Genomic DNA, 19,595 nt, shown 5'->3' with positions numbered 1-19,595 from the left:
AAAGTGCCTGTTTTCGGGGTTTTGTTACACTTTTAAGATAGTGATAATTACTTAATTATCAAAGAAATAAATCAACTTCTGAATATCCCTAATTAGAATTTCAACTACAAAGTTAAATTCTCATAAAGACTCTTACCGGTAATAAATTCATAAGCTTTTTCGGCACAACGTTCGCCATCAATGGCAGATGAAGCAATTCCACCTGCATAACCGGCACCTTCTCCACACGGAAACAATCCACTTATTTGAACATGCTGAAAAGTAAATTTATCTCGGGGTATCCTAACAGGTGACGAAGTACGACTTTCAACCCCTAAAATTAAGGCTTCGTTGGTAACAAAACCCTTGGCTCTTTTATCGAAATAGGCAAAACCCTTCTGAAGTCGATTCCCGATGTGTTCGGGTAACCAGAAGTGCATCGGAGAGGCAACCGTACCCGGCACATATGAACAATCAGGTAGATCAAAGGACAGTTTCCCGGCGACAAAATCTGCCAATCCCTGCGCAGGTGCAATAACACCATTACCCCCGTTAACAAATGCAAGCCGTTCCAACTCTTTCTGAAATTCCAAACCTCCTAAAACACCTTTGTTTTTATATTCACCAATATCTTCAGGACGAATTTCAACTACAATTCCACTGTTCGCAAATGGAGAATCGCGTCGTGATGGAGACATACCATTCACCACCATCTCATTATCATCTGTCATGGCAGGAACAATAAAACCTCCCGGACACATGCAAAAAGAATAAACTCCACGCTCTTCAATCTGACATGACAAGCTATAAGATGCTGCTGGCAGATATTTTCCTCTTCCTGATGGAGTATGATATTGTATTTCATCAATCAGTTCCTGAGGATGTTCCACCCTAACTCCCATTGCCCATGTTTTTGCCTCAAGCTGAATGGCTCGATCATGCAGGAAATAATATACATCTCTGGCTGAATGACCAGTGGCAAGAATAACTGCTTTGGCCAAAATTTTATCACCCGAAGCTGTTTCCACACCTATCACTTCTTTTTCCTCAACCAGTAAATCAGTTACCCTGGTATCAAACAGAACTTTCCCTCCTGCATCAATAATTGACTGACGCATGGCTTTTATCACACCCGGCAATTTATCTGTACCGATGTGAGGATGTGCATCAATCAAAATTTCATCACTGGCACCATGATAGGCGAACACTTCCAATACCTTATTGAAATCTCCTCGTTTAGTACTGCGTGTATATAATTTACCATCTGAAAAGGTACCAGCACCACCTTCACCAAATGCATAATTAGAGTCTGTATCAACCTGAACGTTTCTATTGAGTCTGGCTAGGTCTTTTTTACGCTCGTTCACTCCTTTACCTCTCTCAAGCACAACGGGCTTCATCCCTAACTCAATCAAACGAAGAGCAGCAAAATAACCACCCGGTCCGGCACCAACAACAATTACTTCATCGCCATTACTTACATCCGGATAGTTAAAAGTGATTTCCTTTGGTTTTGGTGGTTTAGCATTTGCATATGCTTCGATATGTAATTGCACTACAACCGGTTTTTTACGTGCATCAATCGATCGCTTGACAACCTTAATGTATGTAAGCTTCTCAGGGGCTACTTTTAATTTTTTAGCCACTAATGGTCGATAGTAAATCTCATCAGATGCATCTTTCGGAGAAAGGCGCAGTACAATTTCACGTTTCATTCGCAACAAATCATTCTTCAAGGCAGGCGTAATTGCCTAAACTCACTATTAATGGCACAAAAATAGTTGAATTATTCGAAATAAAAGGTAAGATGGAAAATACGTGATTTCAGTCCACTTAATGCATCAGTATATTTCTGATCGGCCAACTCACCGGTACCTTTAGGATTTAATACATTGGATAAGCCAATGGATGCTTTTAACTCAACTGACAGACGAAAGAAAGTCATGTAAAAATCAAATCCGGCTCCGGCTTCAAGATATCCATCCAGGGAGGTTAATAATAATCCATCCTGAACATTCTTAGCCAAATCGTAACGGGTATTAAAACCTCCAATCAAATAAGGCTTGGCGTTATGCATTCGTAGTGCACTATATTTTAAAAGCAACGGAAATTCAAGGAATGTAGATTTAATCTGTAAGGGCGATGATTCAATTTTATCTGCGTCATCAGTCGGATAATTCTCAGTAAAATACACTATATCTCGCTGTCCAAAGCTTATACCGGGAAGAAATCGCAAATGTAAATTCGGACGTAAACGATAACTGGAAACTATACCAATATTAATTCCAGGTTTTAGATTGATAACATCTCCATAGAGAAGCTCACCATTCGAACCAAGGGCTTCTGCTTTGTTATCAACACGAAAATCCATGGTGTTAAATCCAATTAAAAAACCAAAATGCAATGGCTTTTCGTCGAACCCACGAAGGTTAGGTATGTTTTTCTTATCAACCTGTCCAAGCAAGGGCATGGAAAAGAGTAGAACAAATAAGACTAATCCGGAAATTCTCAATGCTAAGATATTTTGATGTACACTCTTTAAACTAAATATTTAAAAATTTATTGTTGTTTCTCCGACAAATAAATGGTTGCAATTCCCATAGTTTGCTTATACCTCTTAACAGGTTTCATTCCAGCTGCTACCAACTCATTATCAAAATCTTCACCATCCGGAAAGCTCAATACTGATTCGGGTAAATATGTGTATGCATCTTTGTCTTTAGAAATAACCCCACCCAGCCAGGGCAATATGTGTCTAAAATAAAATAAATAAAGTTGTTTAAAAGGGAAATATGCAGGCTTTGAAAATTCCAAAACTACCATCTTACCACCAGGCTTTAACACCCTGCACATTTCTGTAAGTCCTTTACCCAGATTCTCGAAGTTACGTACACCGAAAGCCACTATCACAGCATCAAAAGAATCTGTTTCAAATGGAAGATTTTCCGAATCACCTTCTTTAACGGAAATATATTCAGTTAATCCTCTTTTCTCCAACTTTTCCTGCGCAACCTTCAGCATCTCCACAGAGATATCAACACCGATTACTTTACATTGAAGTCGTTTATTGGCTTCAATAGCCAGGTCACCGGTACCGGTTGCAACATCGAGCACCAATGGATTCGGTATGTTCTTAAGTAGATTAATTGCTCTTTTTCGCCAGATTTTATCAATACCCATTGATAAAAAGTGGTTCAAAAAATCGTATTTAGGAGCAATATTATTAAACATACCAGCTACCTGGCTTTTTTTAGACCCTGCTTCAGATTTATATGGCTTAACAGTCATTCGTTGATAAATTTTTGGCAAAAATACAATTGTTAATGAAATATGTAACAGTAATGGTAATTCAATGTTTACTTAATCGAAATTACACAACAAAAAAAGGGAATAAAACTCACTTGTTTTACTCCCTTCTTCTCACAATATTTTATAATTACTTTAACTGTGTATTAAGCAGCTGTTTCATCTTAGTAAATTCTTCTTCATTGAACCCAACGGCACTATAAATGATTTTTCCTTCGCGATCAATAATAAAATTACGAGGTATATTTTGTTTGGCAAATTTACCAAAAACGGTTCTCTCAAGATCAGGATAAAAAGGTAAATCCAGACCTTTACCTTCTGCAAATTTATCAATCTCCTCTTGTGAATGTTCTCTACCAACAACCAACAGAACAAAATCCTTGTTGTCTTTAAACTCCTGCCAAACTTCTTTTTCTAAATGCGGTAATTCTTTAACACATGGTGGACACCAGGTTGCAAAGAAATTTATCAGTACTACTTTTCCTTTTAAACTTTCCGCATTAATTTTTGATGTTTTGTTACTTAATTCAAATGCCGGTACCTTATCACCAACTTTAACAAAATCAATCTCTTCAGAGCTCGCCCAGGATATTGAAAAATAACCTCCTACAACTACCGCAAGGGCAAAGAACAATTTCAAAACAATTTTCATATCTTCTTTCTAATCTTTATTTCATTCACCTTCAACCCAATCTCCTAATCTTTGTTCGAAGGCTTTTTTTAATTCATCAATAAAACCGTATGATTCATCGTCAATTCTTATCTCACCTTTGGTAACATGACCTAAAATTGAGAATGGAACTCCGGTATCCATCATATAATCAACAAAATCATCCTGCTTGGCCGAAGCCACTGAAACCACAACCCTACTTTGTGACTCGCCAAATAAAAAGGCTTCTTTTCTGATTTCTGCATCCGATGTTATATCAAATCCAAATTCAAGAGGTATACCACACTCAAGCAAAGTAAAAAACAATCCTCCGTTGGATACATCATGAACAGATCGAACCAAATCCTTTCGAATCATTCCTGAAACAGCGTTCTGTAAGTCTTTTTCTTCATCCACATCATAAAATGGCGGAATCGAATTCTTAATATTCAGAATACTTGAAGCAAACTCAGATGAATTGACATCGTTTCTTGATGTTCCCACAAGAAAAATCATATCTCCTTTATGACGAAATGACAAAGTACAATGATTATGCTTGCTTTCAAGTAACCCAACCATGCCAATTACGGGAGTTGGCGTGATAGGTTTCAATTGACCTTCTTCTGATCGCTGATTAAAGAAACTGACATTACCGCTAAGTACCGGAACATCAAAGTCGTTACAAGCTTTTGTGATTCCTTTAATTGAATCCACAAAAGTACCGTATATTGTTTTATCATTCGGACTTCCGAAGTTCAGACAGTCGGAAACACCCAATGGAATACCTCCTCCACACACAATATTTCTGCAGGCTTCAGCAACGGCTATCTGTGCGCCTAAAAACGGATTGGATGTCATATAAGACGAATTGCAATCGATGGTAATGGCCAAAGCCTGATCTGTTCCCTCCAAATCAATGTAAGCCGCATCCGATGGATATTTAAAATTATCACCGTCAGCGCAAAGTGACTGATCAAACTTATCGCTCATCCAGTTTTTGGATGTAACATTTAGGTTGACCAACATTTTTTTCACTACATCAGGATAATGATCCGGCTCATCAAATTGATCAAGTTTAATATTTGTGGCTTCTGTTCCATTAGTTGAAAATTCGCGGTCATAAACCGGAGCTTCACCACCCAATCCTACATAACGGGCTGGTAAAGATGCTATAACATCAGTATTAAAATAACAGTCAACAGTATTACCTTCAACCACTTCACCAACAACACCCAGTGCCAACGAATACTTATCAGTTATCTCCTTTATATCTTCCACTTTATCAGGACTAACACAAACCAACATTCTTGACCAGGTTTGCGCTAACATAACATCACGGGCTGTTAAACCTTCTTCACGTGTTGGAATCTTATCTAGGTTCAATTTAATTGATGAGTCACCACGTGCTGCCATTTCACAGGCCGCACCAATTACACCCTGAGCTGCAATATTTTCGGCTCCTATCAACAAGCCTTTCTGATTCAATTCATAAACGGCCTCCTGCAATTGTTTTTCAATGGAAACATCCATCAATAATTCAATTGGAACAGGTTTGGTTCCCACATCATTGATGGCATCAGTTGTAAAAACGTCATCATCAATACCATCCTTACCTGTAAGAGCTCCTATAATGAGAATAAGATTTCCATTTCCTTTGGCTACTCCTGAAAGTATTTTAGAACTGTCGACAACTCCTACTGCGAAATTATTAACAACCGGACTTGAATTATAACCTTTAGAAAAATAGGTCTCTCCTCCAATTATGGGAACCTGGTAACCTTTTTCAAATTCACACATCCCTTTTGATATTTCATCAAAAAGCCAACGTGCAGTATCTCTTTTCCCATCACCTAACCTTAACGAATTTAAGATAGCTACCGGTTTTGCTCCCATTGAGGCCACATCCCGAGTAACAACTCTTAATCCGGTATTAGCGCCCAAACGAGGTTGTATAGCACAAGGATGATTATGCGACTCTATCTTTACCACACATGCCAGACCATTTCCCAAATCGATAGCACCGGAGCTCTCTTTACCAGCTTCAACAAGAACTTTTTCGCCTTTGGTTGGAAGGGTTTTCAACCATTTCAATGAATTTTTATAACTGGCATGTTCTGACCAAAGCAAGGAAAACACTTCGAGTTCCAAAGCATTAGGAGATCGCTTTAATATTTCTTTTATCCTTTCAAATTCTATTGAGGTAAGATTTAGTTTTTCAGCTTCTGCTAATGTTGGTATAGATGTGTCCATAATTGTTGTTTTTGAATTTTTTCAATGCACCCTTTTACTCTAATTTTCGACGGACCAAAAATGGTAATTGTTGAAGATGAAAGTAAATAAAATAACGCAGATTGCAAACAAAACTCTTAAATTTAGCGCCTTTCAATAGAAATCAAATTCATTCAAAAAGTTGAAAGATTTTACCTTGTATAAGATTAAGTTTATTTTGTAAAAATATTTATAACAACATTCTGGATTTCAGGATTAACAAATAGAATAATGACAAAAACAGCATTCATTACGGGAGCCACATCTGGTATAGGCGAAGCCACTTCCAAAAAACTGGCACAATTAGGATACAATATCATTATTACAGGAAGACGCCGTGAAAGATTAGATAAACTGAAATCAGATTTAGAATCGGAATACGCTGTTAAAGTACTAACTCTTTGTTTCGACATAAGAGATAAAAAAACAACAGATGAGACCGTTATTAACATGCCAGAAAACTGGAAGGAGATTGATGTACTAATTAATAATGCAGGACTGGCTGCAGGTGCCGATCCTATTAATGAAGGTCAATGGAGCGACTGGGAACAAATGATTGATACCAATATTAAAGGGTTGCTTAATATTTCCAAATTGATTATTCCAGGAATGATTGAGCGAAAGTCAGGTCACATAATCAACATTACATCCATTGCCGGTAAAGAAGTGTATGCAAATGGAAATGTCTATTGTGCTACCAAACATGCTGTTGATGCCTTGACGAAAGGTATGCGAATTGATTTGTTACCTTATAATATTAAAGTAGGTTCTGTAGCACCAGGAATGGTTGAAACGGAGTTTTCAATTGTTCGTTATCATGGAGATAAAAATAAGGCCGATAATGTTTACAAAGGTTTAACACCTTTATTTGCACAAGATATAGCTGATACTATTGAATTTATGATTACCCGCCCTGTGCATGTTAATATTAACGATGTTTTGATTATGCCAACAGCACAGGCAAGTGCAACTTATAATCATCGGGAATAAAATAATACAAGAAGCGTGATAAAAATTAAATTCTATCACGCTTTTCTTCTACCCACTTAATCTAATATTACATGCCTACTTCTGTTTTATAAACAACCGTTGCATTCACAAACATTTTAACAGTAACATCAACAACACTTCCTTCCGGAGCAACTTCGCCCTCTACCTTTAATTCAATATCTTCGAATCCTTGCCCCTTTGCAATTTTATTAATCTGACCCTTTAATTCATTTACTCCTTCTTCTTTCAGAGAACTAAGAAAAACTACTTTGCCATCCTTTATTTCAAAAGTATAGTCATCAAGAATATAGAAATATTCGCTTGATCCACTCTTTCTTATCTTCAACTCAATTGTAATGGATTCAGCTGTATTGGCATTGTTTTTTTCAACCTCAAACCATAAACCTTCCAACACAACCTGTTCAATGGTCTCTCCATCTTCAACAGCATCGTTTACTGAATTAGAAATATCTGAGGCATATATTTTATCATAAACCTCAAACCCATGTGTTTTGATATCAAAAGTTACACTCTCTTCAAAATTTGGATACAACGATATTTCCTTTTTTTCACAGGCATTTAAAACCAATACCAATAAACCCAAAATTGTTATCTTCTTTATCATATAGTTATCTTTTTAATTATTTTTCATTAATACCAATACCTAATCCTACAGCAAATGTATTTTGCTTAGCCAGATTATAATCTCCATGTAATTTGACTGGTCCCAGGTTAAAAGTTAGACCAAGTGTTAACCTGACTGTATTAGCACCTTTCATATCAAATTTCACCTGGTCGCCTGCTGACACATTCGGATCAGTATTATCCTGTCCTTCATAGGTATACTGAACATTTACCTTGCTATTCTCATAACCCAAACCACCATAAACTGTTATTACAGGTATAGAGTAACTTGCCTGAAGATTTACTACATTCGCTTTAGCATCCATATATTCTCCTACTTTAAACGACTGATGATAATAACCCAAAGCCAGATCCAACGGCATAAATGGCAAGTATTGATCAATGTTATGACGCAATCCCCAACCAAAGACATTTACTTTACCAGCATCTTCAATATCAACTGAAATATATCGGGCTGTAAAATCAGTTCCGTAAACCGAACCAATGGTAATCTGAGGCATAGCTAAAGGCACATAATCAATATCGAAACCACCCGGAAAAGAATATTGCAATAAATTTCCACTGGCTGCAACATCCACAATTCGCCCATCAGTTGAACCAAAAACCGTAGGCACTGTATATGGACCTTCAGGAGGATATAAAGAACTCTCGGTGTATGCCTGAAATGTTTTGGCACTCGAAGGAATCATGGCCACCTGGCCTACAATACCTACATAAAGCTGAAATCCCATTTTATGAATTCTAGCATTATGAAATAATCCACTGTTAAAATCAGCAGAGAAAGCATCTGCAAAAGGTTGCAAGTACATCTTACCGTTCTCTTTCGTATACTTCGACAAATAATCTTCCAAAGACTGTGCTTGTCCGACAAAAGCAATCATCAGTAACCCTAGTACTAAGGTAATCTTCTTCATTTATTCAGGTTTTAATTAAAAAGTTGTTAATCCAAGTCTCTGACTATTGAATTAAAACAGCAATATAAAGTAGTAGTTGAGCGAGAGCAATACTTAATTGACAAACACAGCAAAAAAAAAGGCAAACATGATAAAATGTTTGCCTTATATAATTTTAGTAGGTTTAAATCAGGATAAAAACCCTTGCTTTTTTAATACTTCGAGAAGCACATTACTGAAGTGCTCATTATCAGCTTTTTTATATCTAACATCAGTAAATACCTGAGCCAATGACTCTTTATTATTTTCTTCTACAAAAGCAATATTTGATGGCAATTGTTCCTTTGATTGATAGAGATGATTAATTTTCTCTTCTGAAAAATCAGAATATACCTCTTTATGAACAACCGCATCAAGTGGCAAACGATCCACCAAATCAGGCTGTTCATCAGGATAACCCAAAGTTACTGTTGTAACCGGCACAACACCTTTGGGAAGCTCCAAAACATCAATTATTTTATCGGCAGTATAGGTTGTAGTACCCAGATAACAAATACCTAATCCTTTTGCTTCTGCTGCAATACATACTGTTTGAGCAACCAACAAGGCATCAATGGCAGCTGTCATAAAAGATAAAAAATTATCATACCCGGGCTCTGCATTATTTTGTTTACACCAAAGATTAAAACGATTAAAATCGGCACAAAAAGTTAAAGTTACGGGTGCATTCTTAATCATGGGCTGATTGAAATGACATGGAGCCAATTCTTCTTTCTTATTTGCATCACGTGTAACAATAATACTATACACCTGCATATTACCGGTGGTAGAAGTTCTTACTCCAGCTTCAAGTATTTCATCTAAAATACTTTGATCAATATCTTTATCACTGTATTTTCTAATACTCCGACGTTGAGTAAGTGTATTCAGTAAATTCATTTTATTGTGCTTTAAAATTCTAATTTGTTCCTTATAGCTCTCAAAATTAAAAAATGATATATTCACAACGTAATAATTTTGAAATGAATTAATTTCTTATCTATGAAAATTCTAAAACTGATCGTTAAATCAATCGGATTATTGTTTTTAGCTCTTTTACTGATTCTGTTAACTACCTATTTTATGGTTAAACCTCAGTTCGAAATACCTAAAACGGTGGCACAGGATTCAACAATTCCTCATATTACAATTGATACCGTTGTATTTCATGCAGAAAGCTTTGGTCCTGATACAGCACAAGTGATTATAGCCATTCACGGCGGACCTGGTCAGGATTACAGATCATTGTTACCCTTAAAAGCATTAGCCGATTCTTTTAAAGTTGTTTTTTACGATCAAAGAGGAACGGGATTATCACCGCGTGTTGCCACTCGTGAATTATCTCTTGAATCATCATTAAGTGATTTAGATGCTATTATAAACTATTACAGTCCTGATAAACCTGTTTATTTAATTGGCCATAGCTGGGGAGCAATGTTGGCTTCGGGTTATATTACTCAACATCCCGAAAAAGTAGACAAGGCTGTATTGGCCGAACCAGGATTTCTTACAACCGAAACAGCTCAAACCTTAATGGAACGTACCAATGGCATGATGCCCGAGATGACCCTTTCAACTGTTTGGCGAATGACCAAAGCCTTTTTAGAATCATTAAAAGTTCATGAACCCGACCAAGAAGCCAGTATGGATTATCTGATGGCCCGGATTATAGGAATGAATGATATTGAAGATCATCCCATGGCTGGTTATTATTGCAATGGCGTTATGCCTGATAGCAAAGATATGTTTTGGCGTTTAAGCATGCAGGCATCACAGGCAATACGACAAACTGGTATGAATAGCCAGGGAGAATTTGAAATTGATCTGGTGACAGGCATCGATAAATACGACAAAGAAGTTCTGTTCTTAACAAGTGAATGTAACCAGTTAATCGGAAAAGATATTCAGGATATTCACATGAGCTTTTTCCCAAATGCACGAATGGAAATAGTTAAAAATGCGGGTCATGATATGATAAAAGAACAACCTGAAGAAAGTATCAGAATCATAAGAGAATATTTCAACTAAAGCATTAAAAAAGGGCTCCTTTCGAAGCCCTTTTTTCAACAACACTAAAAAATAATTACATTATATAATATTTTGCTTTTTCAATTCATCCAAAAGCAATTGCTTATTGGCATCTTCCATACTGCACATTGGTAATCTGAATTCCTCTTCCAGCAATCCCATCGCTGCTAAAGCTGTTTTCACCGGAATTGGATTAGATTCGATAAACATCAGATCCATTAATTCGCGATACTGGTAAAACAATTTATTTACCGCTGTAATATCTCCTTTCAAAGAAGCTTTCATTAACTGGGCAAATTCTGCAGGGATCACATTCGCAATAACAGATATACAGCCGTCAGCCCCTAAAAGATTAGCTGAGGCAGACAAAAAATCATCGCCACTGTAAATTTTAAAATTATCTGGTCGTTTAGCTACTAATTCGGCAATTAAACCAAGATCTCCCGATGCCTCTTTAATACCAACAATATTTTCAAAATCGTTGGCCAATTTAATTGTATTGGCCACTGAAATTCGCGATCCTGTGCGCCCCGGAACATTATACAAAATAATAGGAGTCTCAATAGAATCTGCTACAGTTGCAAAATGCTGATACATTCCTTTTTCAGTTGGCTTATTGTAATAAGGTCCAACTACCAAAACCGCATCTACCCCAATGGCTTCAGCTTTTCTACTATATTTAATACATTCAAGAGTTGAATTACTTCCCGTACCAGCAATAACCGGTACCTTTCCACCCACTTTTTTAACAGCGCGTTCAATTAAAAAAGCATCCTCATCCCCTGTCAAAGCAGGAGTTTCACCAGTAGTGCCACAAACTACTATTCCGTCGCTCCCATTTTCCAAATGAAAATCTATCAGGCGATCAAATGAATCAACATCAATATCGCCATTTGCTTTGAACGGAGTAGCAATTGCTACTATTGAACCTGTTAAATCAAAGTTTTGCATAATTTTACCATAAAATTTCAGTTCAAAATTAGCAAAAGAATTATCTAAACTAAACTTTTTAAACAAAAAAAACTTCTTTATAACACTATGTTAATATTTTAACTTTCCTTATCTTTGTACAATCATTTATCAAACTTACCATTTTTAGTTTGATCAATTACAAGGATTATGAAAACAGTCAGTCAAGCAGTTGAGTCAGTTATTAAGGTAAAACCATTTGTGATCGAAGCCCTTTGTGAAGGATTAATAAACATCTCTTCATTGGCCCGCCAAATACAACCCATGGTTGAAAAACTTACTGAAAAACCAGTTAAACAAGGAGCAGTGGTGATGGCATTAAACCGACTGACTCCACAACTGGATTATACCTTAAATAAAAATCTACAGAAACTACTTGAATCGCTTGGTGATATTATCGTACGATCGAATCTGACTGATTTTACTTTCAGAAACAGTAATACCATTTTTAACAGCCACACCAAAGTAATGCAGGACATTGGGGCACATCAGGATGTATTTTACACTTTGGTGCGTGGTGTTTTCGAATCAAACCTGGTGGTAAGTTCTGCCTATGAGGATTTGGTAGAAAAATACTTTGGAAACGAAGAATGCCTATTGAAGCAAGGCGAGCTTTCTGCAATTACCTTAAAACTACCAACTGCCAACGTAGCGGTAACCGGCTTTTACTATCACATTTTAAAGGCCATCGCGTGGGAAGGGGTTAATATCAAGGAGGTTATTTCAACAACAAACGAATTTACCATTATTGTAAATGATGAAGACGTAGACCGGGGTTTTACCATTCTAAAGAATTTAAAAACAGCATACAAGCAAAAATAAAAGCCGGATAATCCGGCTTTTTATTTATTCAAATTCTACAGGTACAATCATACTGCACGATACCGGCTTACCTCTTTGTTTACCGGGCATCCAATTATTTAAACCAGCAACTATCTTTTCAGCTACTTCAGCCTCTTTACCCTTTTGACCTATTGCTTCAACATTAATTACATTTCCTTTTGTATCAACATTAAACTTCACTTTAACCGTTCCTTTCAAATTCTGCTTCGCTTTTTCCACTTCAATATTTGAATATAATGAAGCAAAATAATCTACTATCCCACTCTTATATTTTGGTAATTCTTCAACGATAAAAAACACAGGTTCATCATTCTCTGCCGGCGGTGGAGGTGGCGGCGGAGCTATCTTTTCTTTTTTCACAACCGGTGGTGGCGGAGGTGGTGGCGGAGGAGTTACCTTACCTTTAAAATCTTTTCGAAAAGGTGCCGGATCCAACTCATAGGAGGTTGGCTTTAAAGAAACAATTAACTCTTTTCCTTCTTCCACTCTCCTTTCTTCGGTCTTAAATCCTACAAAAGAAAACACCAATAAATCATCTTCAGTAGCTTCAATGGCAAATTTACCATCCATATCCGAAACACATCCAATAGTTTTTCCTTTTAAAACAATACTAACACCTGGTACAGGGCTAAGTATTATCATACGTTTATATTGACCCGTGTTAGGGTCCATAATTTCCATTGTATCTTCAACTCCAACCTGTCCGGTGATCGTAATTTTTTTAACATCCTTCATCACTGACTCAACAACATTCTGCTCATCATTTGGCCTTAATTGATAATTTGGCTGACTAAAAGCCCAGAGAAAGCCTCCAATTAAAGGCAATGTCAACAACAATTTTAGTTGTCGCCATTTGGATTTTCTTACATTTTTCATCATTTTTAATCGTCTTTTATTTTGGGAGAACCGGAAGTGATTGGCTAGCACTGATGCTTCCGCTCCCATTGTTACACAAATTATTGATTGTATATAATTCTCAATTATATAACCTTGTTCTAATACTCCCCTATCAGCTAAAAACTCCAGATTTTGCTTAACCAAACGTCCATAATACCATGCTAATGGATTAAACCATTGTATAACAATCAACAATTCACTTAAAACTACATCCAGCCAATGATTCTGCTTCAGATGTATTTTTTCGTGAGCAACAATATCTGAATTGTTTTTACTATAAAAAGATTTCTCATCCAAGAAAATAAAGGAACCAAACGTAAAGGGTTCTGAGATATCCATTCCTACAAAATAGGTAATGCCATCAACCTCTTTTCGGGTACTCTTATTCATAAGGCGTAACACCCGAACAATACCTACTAGCATTCGCGTTACAAAAAGCAAAACACCACCCAGATAAACCCAATACACTAAATTAAACCAATTAAAAGCTTCCTCAGTATTACCTGCAATTTCGGCTACAGTTGCCACAGGAGTTTCTACCTCTTTAAAAATGTCATTTGATTTAAAAGGCTCAATCCAAACAGTATAATTGATTTCAATAAAGGGTAAGAACATAGCAGCAATCAAACCCAGTAATAAAAATATGCGGTATAATGTAAAATGACTGTCTTTACGAAATGCCAGCAAATACAGCAAGGTAAAAGCTACGAGAACTATAATTGATCGGGTAAAATAGGTAAGTAAATCCATTGGATTAATTGTTAGGTTTATTTTTCGATTCACTTTCTTTTAACATGAATTCCAATTCATCTAAATCCATGTTATTATCCTTTGCAAAAAAAGTAGCCAAACGTTTAAAACTACCTCCAAAATAGTTATTGAGCAGATGTTTCATCTGAAATGAAGAGTAATCTTCTTTTGTAATCTGAGGATAATAAATATAAGTATTTCCAACCGCCCTATTATCGACAACCTCTTTCTTTTTTAACACTTTAAGTACTGTAGCTACGGTTGTATAAGCCGGTTGTTTTTCAACAAATCCATCCAAAATATCTTTAACCGTTCCTTCTCCAATCTTCCAGAGAATTTGCATTACTTCTTCTTCTGCCTTTGTAAGCTGTCTTATTTCCATCATATATATCAATTCAAAAGATCTACTACAAATATAGTACTATTACTATAGTATCCAAACTATTTTTATAGTATTTCTGATTTGTTGCATTTTCGATAAAAATAAATCCTAATACTAACATTTAGGTGTTAATAACTTTCAATTTGAAAGTTTATAAAAAACTTGACATTAAGGATAAAATTTCAGTAATTGCTAAAACCTATTTATTTAATATTATTTAATCGTCAAAACATGAGAAGAAATGCACTAATTGGCATAGCACTGCTATGTTCTATTTTGTTTTTAACAAATTGTGAAAAAGAAACAGTTGCAACTACTGAAGTTGAAACACTAGAGCCTGCATTAAAGGCATCTTCAGTTAGTAATTCGTACATTGTTGTATTAAAAGATGATGCCATTACCGAAGTATCAGGAGAATCGTACAGTTCGAAAAAAGATAAGGTAAAAGCCAAGGCAGAAAAACTTTTTACTAAGAAAAACATTAAATCAAAATCGTTAAAACACATCTACGGTAAAGCCATTAAAGGTTTTGCTCTGGAATTAACGGCAGAAGAAGTTGAAGCTCTAAAAACTGACGAATCAGTTTTACGCATTGAAGAAGATAAAATTATCTCCTTATCTCCTGTAACTATTAAAAAGAAACCAGGTACAGTGGTTGATGCTTCACAATCTATTCCGTGGGGAATTACACGCGTTGGAGGACCAGTTAGTGGTGTTGGAAAGACAGCCTGGATTATTGATTCAGGTATTGATTTAGATCACCCAGATTTAAATGTGGACACTGACAGAGCTGCTCAGTTCCTGGGAACACGTTATACTGCAGATGATCAAAATGGCCATGGTACTCATGTGGCTGGTACAGTTGCCGCACTTGATAATTCTATTGGTGTTGTTGGGGTTGCTCCTGGTGCATTTGTAGTTCCGGTTAGAGTATTGGACCGTCGTGGAAGTGGAACAACCTCTGGCGTTATTGCAGGTGTTGATTATGTTGCAGCCAACGCCTCTTCAAGTGATGTTGCCAACATGAGTTTAGGTGGAGGAATCTCTACAACTTTAGACGAAGCTGTATTGGCAGCTTCATCTGTACTTAAATTTGCTTTAGCTGCAGGTAATGAATCTGATGATGCAGCAAACCATTCACCTGCGCGAGTTAATGGTCCGAATATCTACACCATCTCAGCCATGGATATAAATGACAATTGGGCTTATTTTTCAAATTACGGAGCTGGTGTTGATTATTGCGCACCTGGCTATAGTATCTACTCGACTTATAAAGGAGGTGACTATGCTACCTTAAGCGGTACATCAATGGCATCTCCTCATGTATGTGGTTTATTATTGATCACAAACAATCTTACAACAGATGGATATGTAAATGGTGATCCGGATGGAAATCCAGATCCAATAGCACATAATTAAAACATAAGGCGGTCGGTTGACCGCCTTTTTTATTACAAAAAAACTCGTTTTATATTTAACTTCTAAAAGTTAGATTTACTAACTTAAGGGATTGAAAAACAAGTTTAAACCCAAATCAAATAAAAATGAATCACCTCAAAAAAATTGCCTTTACCCTGCTGGCAGTTGCATTGTTAACTTCACCATTAGATTTACAGGCTCAAAAAAAATCAAAGAAAGAGTCAGGTCAAAAAGACACTCTTATAACCAGTTCGTTGGTTTCAGGATTAAAACTCAGAAATATTGGCCCTGCCTTTACTTCAGGTCGAATTGCCGACTTTGCTGTTAATCCGGATAATCATTCTGAATTTTATGTTGCTGTTGCCAGTGGGCATATCTGGAAGACAATAAACAATGGTATTACTTTCAATCCAGTATTTGATAAATATGGAGCCTATTCAATTGGTTGTCTTGCAATGGATCCGAACAACAGCAATGTGGTTTGGGCAGGAACGGGAGAAAATAATCATCAAAGAGCTCTTGGTTATGGCGATGGCGTATACAAAACCATTGATGGCGGAAAGTCTTGGAAAAACATGGGATTAAAAGAATCCCGCCAAATTGGTATGATTTTAATCGATCCTCGAAACTCAGATATTGTTTATGTTGCTGCAGAAGGATCTGCCTGGGGCCCGGGAGGAGACAGAGGCTTATATAAAACAACTGATGGAGGTGAAAACTGGGAAAAGATATTGGAAATTAGTGAAAATACAGGAGTTAATAATATTATCTGTGATCCCCGAAATCCTGATATCTTGTACGCTACTTCTGAACAAAGACGTCGTCATGTTCATACCAAGATTGGTGGAGGTCCGGAGTCTGCAGTTTATAAATCGACAGATGCCGGTAAAAACTGGCGTAAACTAACCAGCGGATTACCAAAAGAAGATATTGGAGGTATGGGAATTGCCATCTCACCACAAAATCCAGATGTGCTCTATCTTATTATTGAAGCAGCCAACAATGCTGGTGGTTTCTTCAGAACTACAGATCGGGGTGAATCCTGGAATAAGATGAGTGATCATCATTCAAGCGGACAATATTATAACGAGATATATTGTGATCCGGTTGAATTTGACAAAGTTTATTCTGTAGAAACCTTATCATATTGCACGAAAGATGGAGGTAAAACATGGAACAGATTAAGCAACAAAGATCGCCATGTAGATGACCATGCACTTTGGGTGAACCCTGAAGATAATAATCATATCATGATTGGCGGTGATGGAGGTGTTTATATTTCTTATGATGCGGGAGAATTATGGAGACAAGTCAGCAATTTACCTGTTACTCAGTTTTATCGCGTTACCGTTGACAATGCAGAACCTTTCTACAATGTTTATGGAGGTACTCAGGATAATGCAACCTTAGGTGGACCTGTTCAGAACACAAGTTCATTTGGCGTTACAAGCGGAGAATGGATTGTAACAGTATTTGGAGATGGATTCTGGTCAAGGGTAGATCCAACCAATCCCGACATTGTATACAGCGAATGGCAATATGGTAACATCGTCAGGTACGATAAAAAAAGTGGCGAAAAAATTAATATTAAGCCTCAACCACGAGAAGGCGAATTAACCTACCGATGGAATTGGAATACACCATTAATATTAAGTAAGCACGATCACAAAACCTTATACATAGCAGCCAATAAAGTATTTAAAAGTAATGATAGAGGCGACACCTGGGAGGTTATTTCTGATGATTTAACTGCTCAAATAGATAGAAACACCTGGCCGGTGATGGGTAAATACTGGAGTACCGATGCTGTAGTGAAAGATGTCTCCACCTCGCAGTACAATACCATCGTTTCATTAGATGAGTCACCTGTTAAAAAAGGTTTGATATATGCCGGTTCTGATGACGGAGTAATACAGGTAACCGAAGATGATGGAAAAACATGGAGAAAAATATCCTCCTTCCCCGGGGTACCGGCTTACACCTATCTAAGTGACATTTACGCCTCACGTTTTGATGAGAATATAGTTTATGCCACTTTTGATAATTTGAAAAACGACGACTTTACACCATATATATTAAAGAGTAACGACAAAGGTAAGACCTGGATTTCTATTTCTTCTAATCTACCGAAAAACGGAACTGTTCATACACTAGAGCAGGATTTCGAACGGAAAGAACTATTATTTGCCGGAACAGAGTTTGGTCTCTTCTTCTCTATTGATGAAGGTAAGAACTGGGTTCAGTTAAAATCAGGAATTCCAACCATAGCTGTTCGTGATTTAGCTATACAGGAGCGCGAGAATGATTTAGTACTGGCAACTTTTGGCCGAGGATTCTTTGTATTGGATAATTACCAACCCCTGAAAGAATTAACTGAAGAAATTGCTAAAAAAGAGGCTTATTTATTTGATATAAAACCAGCTAATTTATTTATCCAAACCGGTAAAATTTACGGACAGGGAGCCACTTACTTTGGTGCTGCCAATCCTGAATTTGGTGCAACATTTACTTTCTATCAGAAAGAAGTTCCCAAAACTCAAAAACAAATTCGCCAGAAAATGGAAAAAGAACTTTTCAAAAACGGTGATCGAATACCTCAGCCAACATGGAAAGAATTACAGGATGAATCAAAAGAAGCACCTGCCTACCTGTTAGTTACAATCAAAGATGCTGAAGGAAGCATTGTAAAAACATTTACAAAAAAACCAGAAAAAAATGTTTCCCGTTTTAACTGGGATCTTACTTATGACAGTTGGAAAATTGTACGATCTAAAAAATTCGATCCTTTCAAAAAACCTGAAAGTGGCATTTATGTAATGCCGGGTTCTTATACCGTTGAAATCAGTCAGGTACAAAATGGAACGAGCACTTTATTAGCAGGTCCTGAATCATTTGAAGTAAAAGCCTTAAATAACACTACACTTCCAGCCGACGACAGAAAAGCAATGGTTGAATTCCAAAGAAAAGTTACAGAACTTTCTAAGGCAATGAATGGAACAATGCATTTGATTTCGGAGTTTAAAGATGAAGTTACATCAATGAAACAGACCGCTTTGGCCGTACCTGATGCACATCAAAAATTAATTCCGGCATTATTGGAATTGGAAAAAGAGATAGACGAAATTGAATTTACATTTAAAGGTTTAGAAGCAAAAGCAAGTTGGGAAGAGATTCCTCCTGCTCAAATGCCATTGATCGAAAGGCTTAACAACATTATTTATACCCAGATTGAAAGTACATCAAATATCACAACTACTTCAATGCGTGATTTTGAAATCTTAAAAAAGGAATTTCCTCCTGTTCTTGAGAAGGTAAAAAATATATTAACCTATAAAATACCGGAAGTTAGGCAATTAATGGATGAATTAAACGCTCCACACACTAAAGGAAGAATTCCTCAATGGAAAGACTAAACATTTGAATTTCAAATAGAAAATTAAAAATCCAACACCAAATTAGAACAGTGTTGGATTTTTTTTGTTTTTACATTAGAAATTTTTCAACCCGTTTTCTATATTTACCGTGTAAATCTTTAATA

16 protein-coding genes are annotated in these 19,595 nt (G+C 36.6%); 5 read left to right on the top strand and 11 right to left on the bottom strand.

What is annotated here, in order from left to right:
- Positions 1–104: 104 nt before the first annotated feature.
- The 5 genes from ACRD62_RS17020 to purL all read right to left on the bottom strand — a co-directional run bounded on the left by ACRD62_RS17020 (position 105) and on the right by purL (position 6,184).
- The gene (locus ACRD62_RS17020; protein WP_430821328.1) at positions 105–1,694 is read right to left on the bottom strand and encodes an NAD(P)/FAD-dependent oxidoreductase; all 1,590 of its coding nucleotides are present in this window, start codon (positions 1,692–1,694) and stop codon (positions 105–107) included.
- A 71-nt stretch (positions 1,695–1,765) separates the two neighbouring features.
- A complete protein-coding gene (gene porT, locus ACRD62_RS17015) occupies positions 1,766–2,491 on the bottom strand; it encodes a type IX secretion/gliding motility protein PorT/SprT (protein WP_489672248.1) in 726 nt (241 codons plus the stop codon).
- A gap of 47 nt (positions 2,492–2,538) precedes the next feature.
- On the bottom strand, positions 2,539–3,267 hold the full coding sequence (ubiE, locus tag ACRD62_RS17010) for a bifunctional demethylmenaquinone methyltransferase/2-methoxy-6-polyprenyl-1,4-benzoquinol methylase UbiE (protein WP_430821326.1): 729 nt from the start codon (positions 3,265–3,267) through the stop codon (positions 2,539–2,541).
- Positions 3,268–3,415: 148 nt separating this feature from the next.
- A complete protein-coding gene (locus ACRD62_RS17005; RefSeq protein ID WP_430821324.1) occupies positions 3,416–3,937 on the bottom strand; it encodes a TlpA family protein disulfide reductase in 522 nt (173 codons plus the stop codon).
- Positions 3,938–3,958: 21 nt separating this feature from the next.
- Positions 3,959–6,184, bottom strand: a complete 2,226-nt coding sequence (gene purL, locus ACRD62_RS17000) for a phosphoribosylformylglycinamidine synthase subunit PurL (RefSeq protein WP_430821323.1) — start codon at positions 6,182–6,184, stop codon at positions 3,959–3,961.
- Positions 6,185–6,433: 249 nt separating this feature from the next.
- Between purL and ACRD62_RS16995 the strand changes: the two genes are divergently transcribed.
- Entirely contained in the window at positions 6,434–7,192 is a 759-nt protein-coding gene (locus tag ACRD62_RS16995; RefSeq protein WP_430821322.1) for an SDR family oxidoreductase, read from the top strand.
- 67 nt (positions 7,193–7,259) lie between these two features.
- On the opposite strand, the gene ACRD62_RS16990 is transcribed toward ACRD62_RS16995, so the two are convergent.
- From ACRD62_RS16990 to ACRD62_RS16980, 3 genes are all read right to left on the bottom strand, one after another.
- A complete protein-coding gene (locus tag ACRD62_RS16990) occupies positions 7,260–7,817 on the bottom strand; it encodes a hypothetical protein (protein WP_430821321.1) in 558 nt (185 codons plus the stop codon).
- A gap of 16 nt (positions 7,818–7,833) precedes the next feature.
- A complete protein-coding gene (locus tag ACRD62_RS16985) occupies positions 7,834–8,751 on the bottom strand; it encodes a DUF6588 family protein (protein ID WP_430821320.1) in 918 nt (305 codons plus the stop codon).
- Between the two features lie 168 nt (positions 8,752–8,919).
- Positions 8,920–9,669, bottom strand: a complete 750-nt coding sequence (locus tag ACRD62_RS16980) for a nitroreductase family protein (RefSeq protein WP_430821319.1) — start codon at positions 9,667–9,669, stop codon at positions 8,920–8,922.
- 102 nt (positions 9,670–9,771) lie between these two features.
- Between ACRD62_RS16980 and ACRD62_RS16975 the strand changes: the two genes are divergently transcribed.
- Complete coding sequence (locus ACRD62_RS16975) at positions 9,772–10,797, top strand: alpha/beta fold hydrolase (protein ID WP_430821318.1); 1,026 nt, start codon at positions 9,772–9,774, stop codon at positions 10,795–10,797.
- Positions 10,798–10,857: 60 nt separating this feature from the next.
- On the opposite strand, the gene dapA is transcribed toward ACRD62_RS16975, so the two are convergent.
- Positions 10,858–11,748 (bottom strand): 4-hydroxy-tetrahydrodipicolinate synthase, encoded by an 891-nt coding sequence (dapA, locus tag ACRD62_RS16970; protein WP_430821317.1) that lies wholly within the window; start codon positions 11,746–11,748, stop codon positions 10,858–10,860.
- Between the two features lie 168 nt (positions 11,749–11,916).
- Between dapA and ACRD62_RS16965 the strand changes: the two genes are divergently transcribed.
- Entirely contained in the window at positions 11,917–12,588 is a 672-nt protein-coding gene (locus ACRD62_RS16965; RefSeq protein WP_321409759.1) for a hypothetical protein, read from the top strand.
- Between the two features lie 24 nt (positions 12,589–12,612).
- On the opposite strand, the gene ACRD62_RS16960 is transcribed toward ACRD62_RS16965, so the two are convergent.
- Both ACRD62_RS16960 and ACRD62_RS16955 read right to left on the bottom strand, forming a co-directional pair.
- Positions 12,613–14,256, bottom strand: a complete 1,644-nt coding sequence (locus tag ACRD62_RS16960; RefSeq protein WP_430821316.1) for a M56 family metallopeptidase — start codon at positions 14,254–14,256, stop codon at positions 12,613–12,615.
- 4 nt (positions 14,257–14,260) lie between these two features.
- The gene (locus ACRD62_RS16955; RefSeq protein WP_430821315.1) at positions 14,261–14,641 is read right to left on the bottom strand and encodes a BlaI/MecI/CopY family transcriptional regulator; all 381 of its coding nucleotides are present in this window, start codon (positions 14,639–14,641) and stop codon (positions 14,261–14,263) included.
- 228 nt (positions 14,642–14,869) lie between these two features.
- Here ACRD62_RS16955 and ACRD62_RS16950 point away from each other — a divergent pair, with 228 nt between their 5' ends.
- A complete protein-coding gene (locus ACRD62_RS16950) occupies positions 14,870–16,057 on the top strand; it encodes a S8 family peptidase (RefSeq protein WP_430821314.1) in 1,188 nt (395 codons plus the stop codon).
- 125 nt (positions 16,058–16,182) lie between these two features.
- Positions 16,183–19,470: a YCF48-related protein gene (locus ACRD62_RS16945; RefSeq protein ID WP_430821312.1), complete on the top strand. Its 3,288-nt coding sequence runs from the start codon at positions 16,183–16,185 to the stop codon at positions 19,468–19,470.
- Positions 19,471–19,595 lie beyond the last annotated feature (125 nt).

Source organism: Carboxylicivirga caseinilyticus (assembly GCF_050589785.1).
GTDB lineage: Bacteria > Bacteroidota > Bacteroidia > Bacteroidales > Marinilabiliaceae > Carboxylicivirga > Carboxylicivirga caseinilyticus.
Note: the sequence above shows the minus strand (reverse complement) of the source record. Positions and strands in the feature narration are given on the sequence as shown.

Coding starts and splice junctions, on each gene's coding strand:
- ACRD62_RS17020 (WP_430821328.1), bottom strand. CDS start 1,694: ATGAAACGTGAAATTGTACTGCGCCTTTCTCCGAAAGATGCATCTGAT.
- ubiE (WP_430821326.1), bottom strand. CDS start 3,267: ATGACTGTTAAGCCATATAAATCTGAAGCAGGGTCTAAAAAAAGCCAG.
- ACRD62_RS17005 (WP_430821324.1), bottom strand. CDS start 3,937: ATGAAAATTGTTTTGAAATTGTTCTTTGCCCTTGCGGTAGTTGTAGGA.
- purL (WP_430821323.1), bottom strand. CDS start 6,184: ATGGACACATCTATACCAACATTAGCAGAAGCTGAAAAACTAAATCTT.
- ACRD62_RS16995 (WP_430821322.1), top strand. CDS start 6,434: ATGACAAAAACAGCATTCATTACGGGAGCCACATCTGGTATAGGCGAA.
- ACRD62_RS16990 (WP_430821321.1), bottom strand. CDS start 7,817: ATGATAAAGAAGATAACAATTTTGGGTTTATTGGTATTGGTTTTAAAT.
- ACRD62_RS16985 (WP_430821320.1), bottom strand. CDS start 8,751: ATGAAGAAGATTACCTTAGTACTAGGGTTACTGATGATTGCTTTTGTC.
- ACRD62_RS16980 (WP_430821319.1), bottom strand. CDS start 9,669: ATGAATTTACTGAATACACTTACTCAACGTCGGAGTATTAGAAAATAC.
- ACRD62_RS16975 (WP_430821318.1), top strand. CDS start 9,772: ATGAAAATTCTAAAACTGATCGTTAAATCAATCGGATTATTGTTTTTA.
- dapA (WP_430821317.1), bottom strand. CDS start 11,748: ATGCAAAACTTTGATTTAACAGGTTCAATAGTAGCAATTGCTACTCCG.
- ACRD62_RS16965 (WP_321409759.1), top strand. CDS start 11,917: ATGAAAACAGTCAGTCAAGCAGTTGAGTCAGTTATTAAGGTAAAACCA.
- ACRD62_RS16960 (WP_430821316.1), bottom strand. CDS start 14,256: ATGGATTTACTTACCTATTTTACCCGATCAATTATAGTTCTCGTAGCT.
- ACRD62_RS16955 (WP_430821315.1), bottom strand. CDS start 14,641: ATGATGGAAATAAGACAGCTTACAAAGGCAGAAGAAGAAGTAATGCAA.
- ACRD62_RS16950 (WP_430821314.1), top strand. CDS start 14,870: ATGAGAAGAAATGCACTAATTGGCATAGCACTGCTATGTTCTATTTTG.
- ACRD62_RS16945 (WP_430821312.1), top strand. CDS start 16,183: ATGAATCACCTCAAAAAAATTGCCTTTACCCTGCTGGCAGTTGCATTG.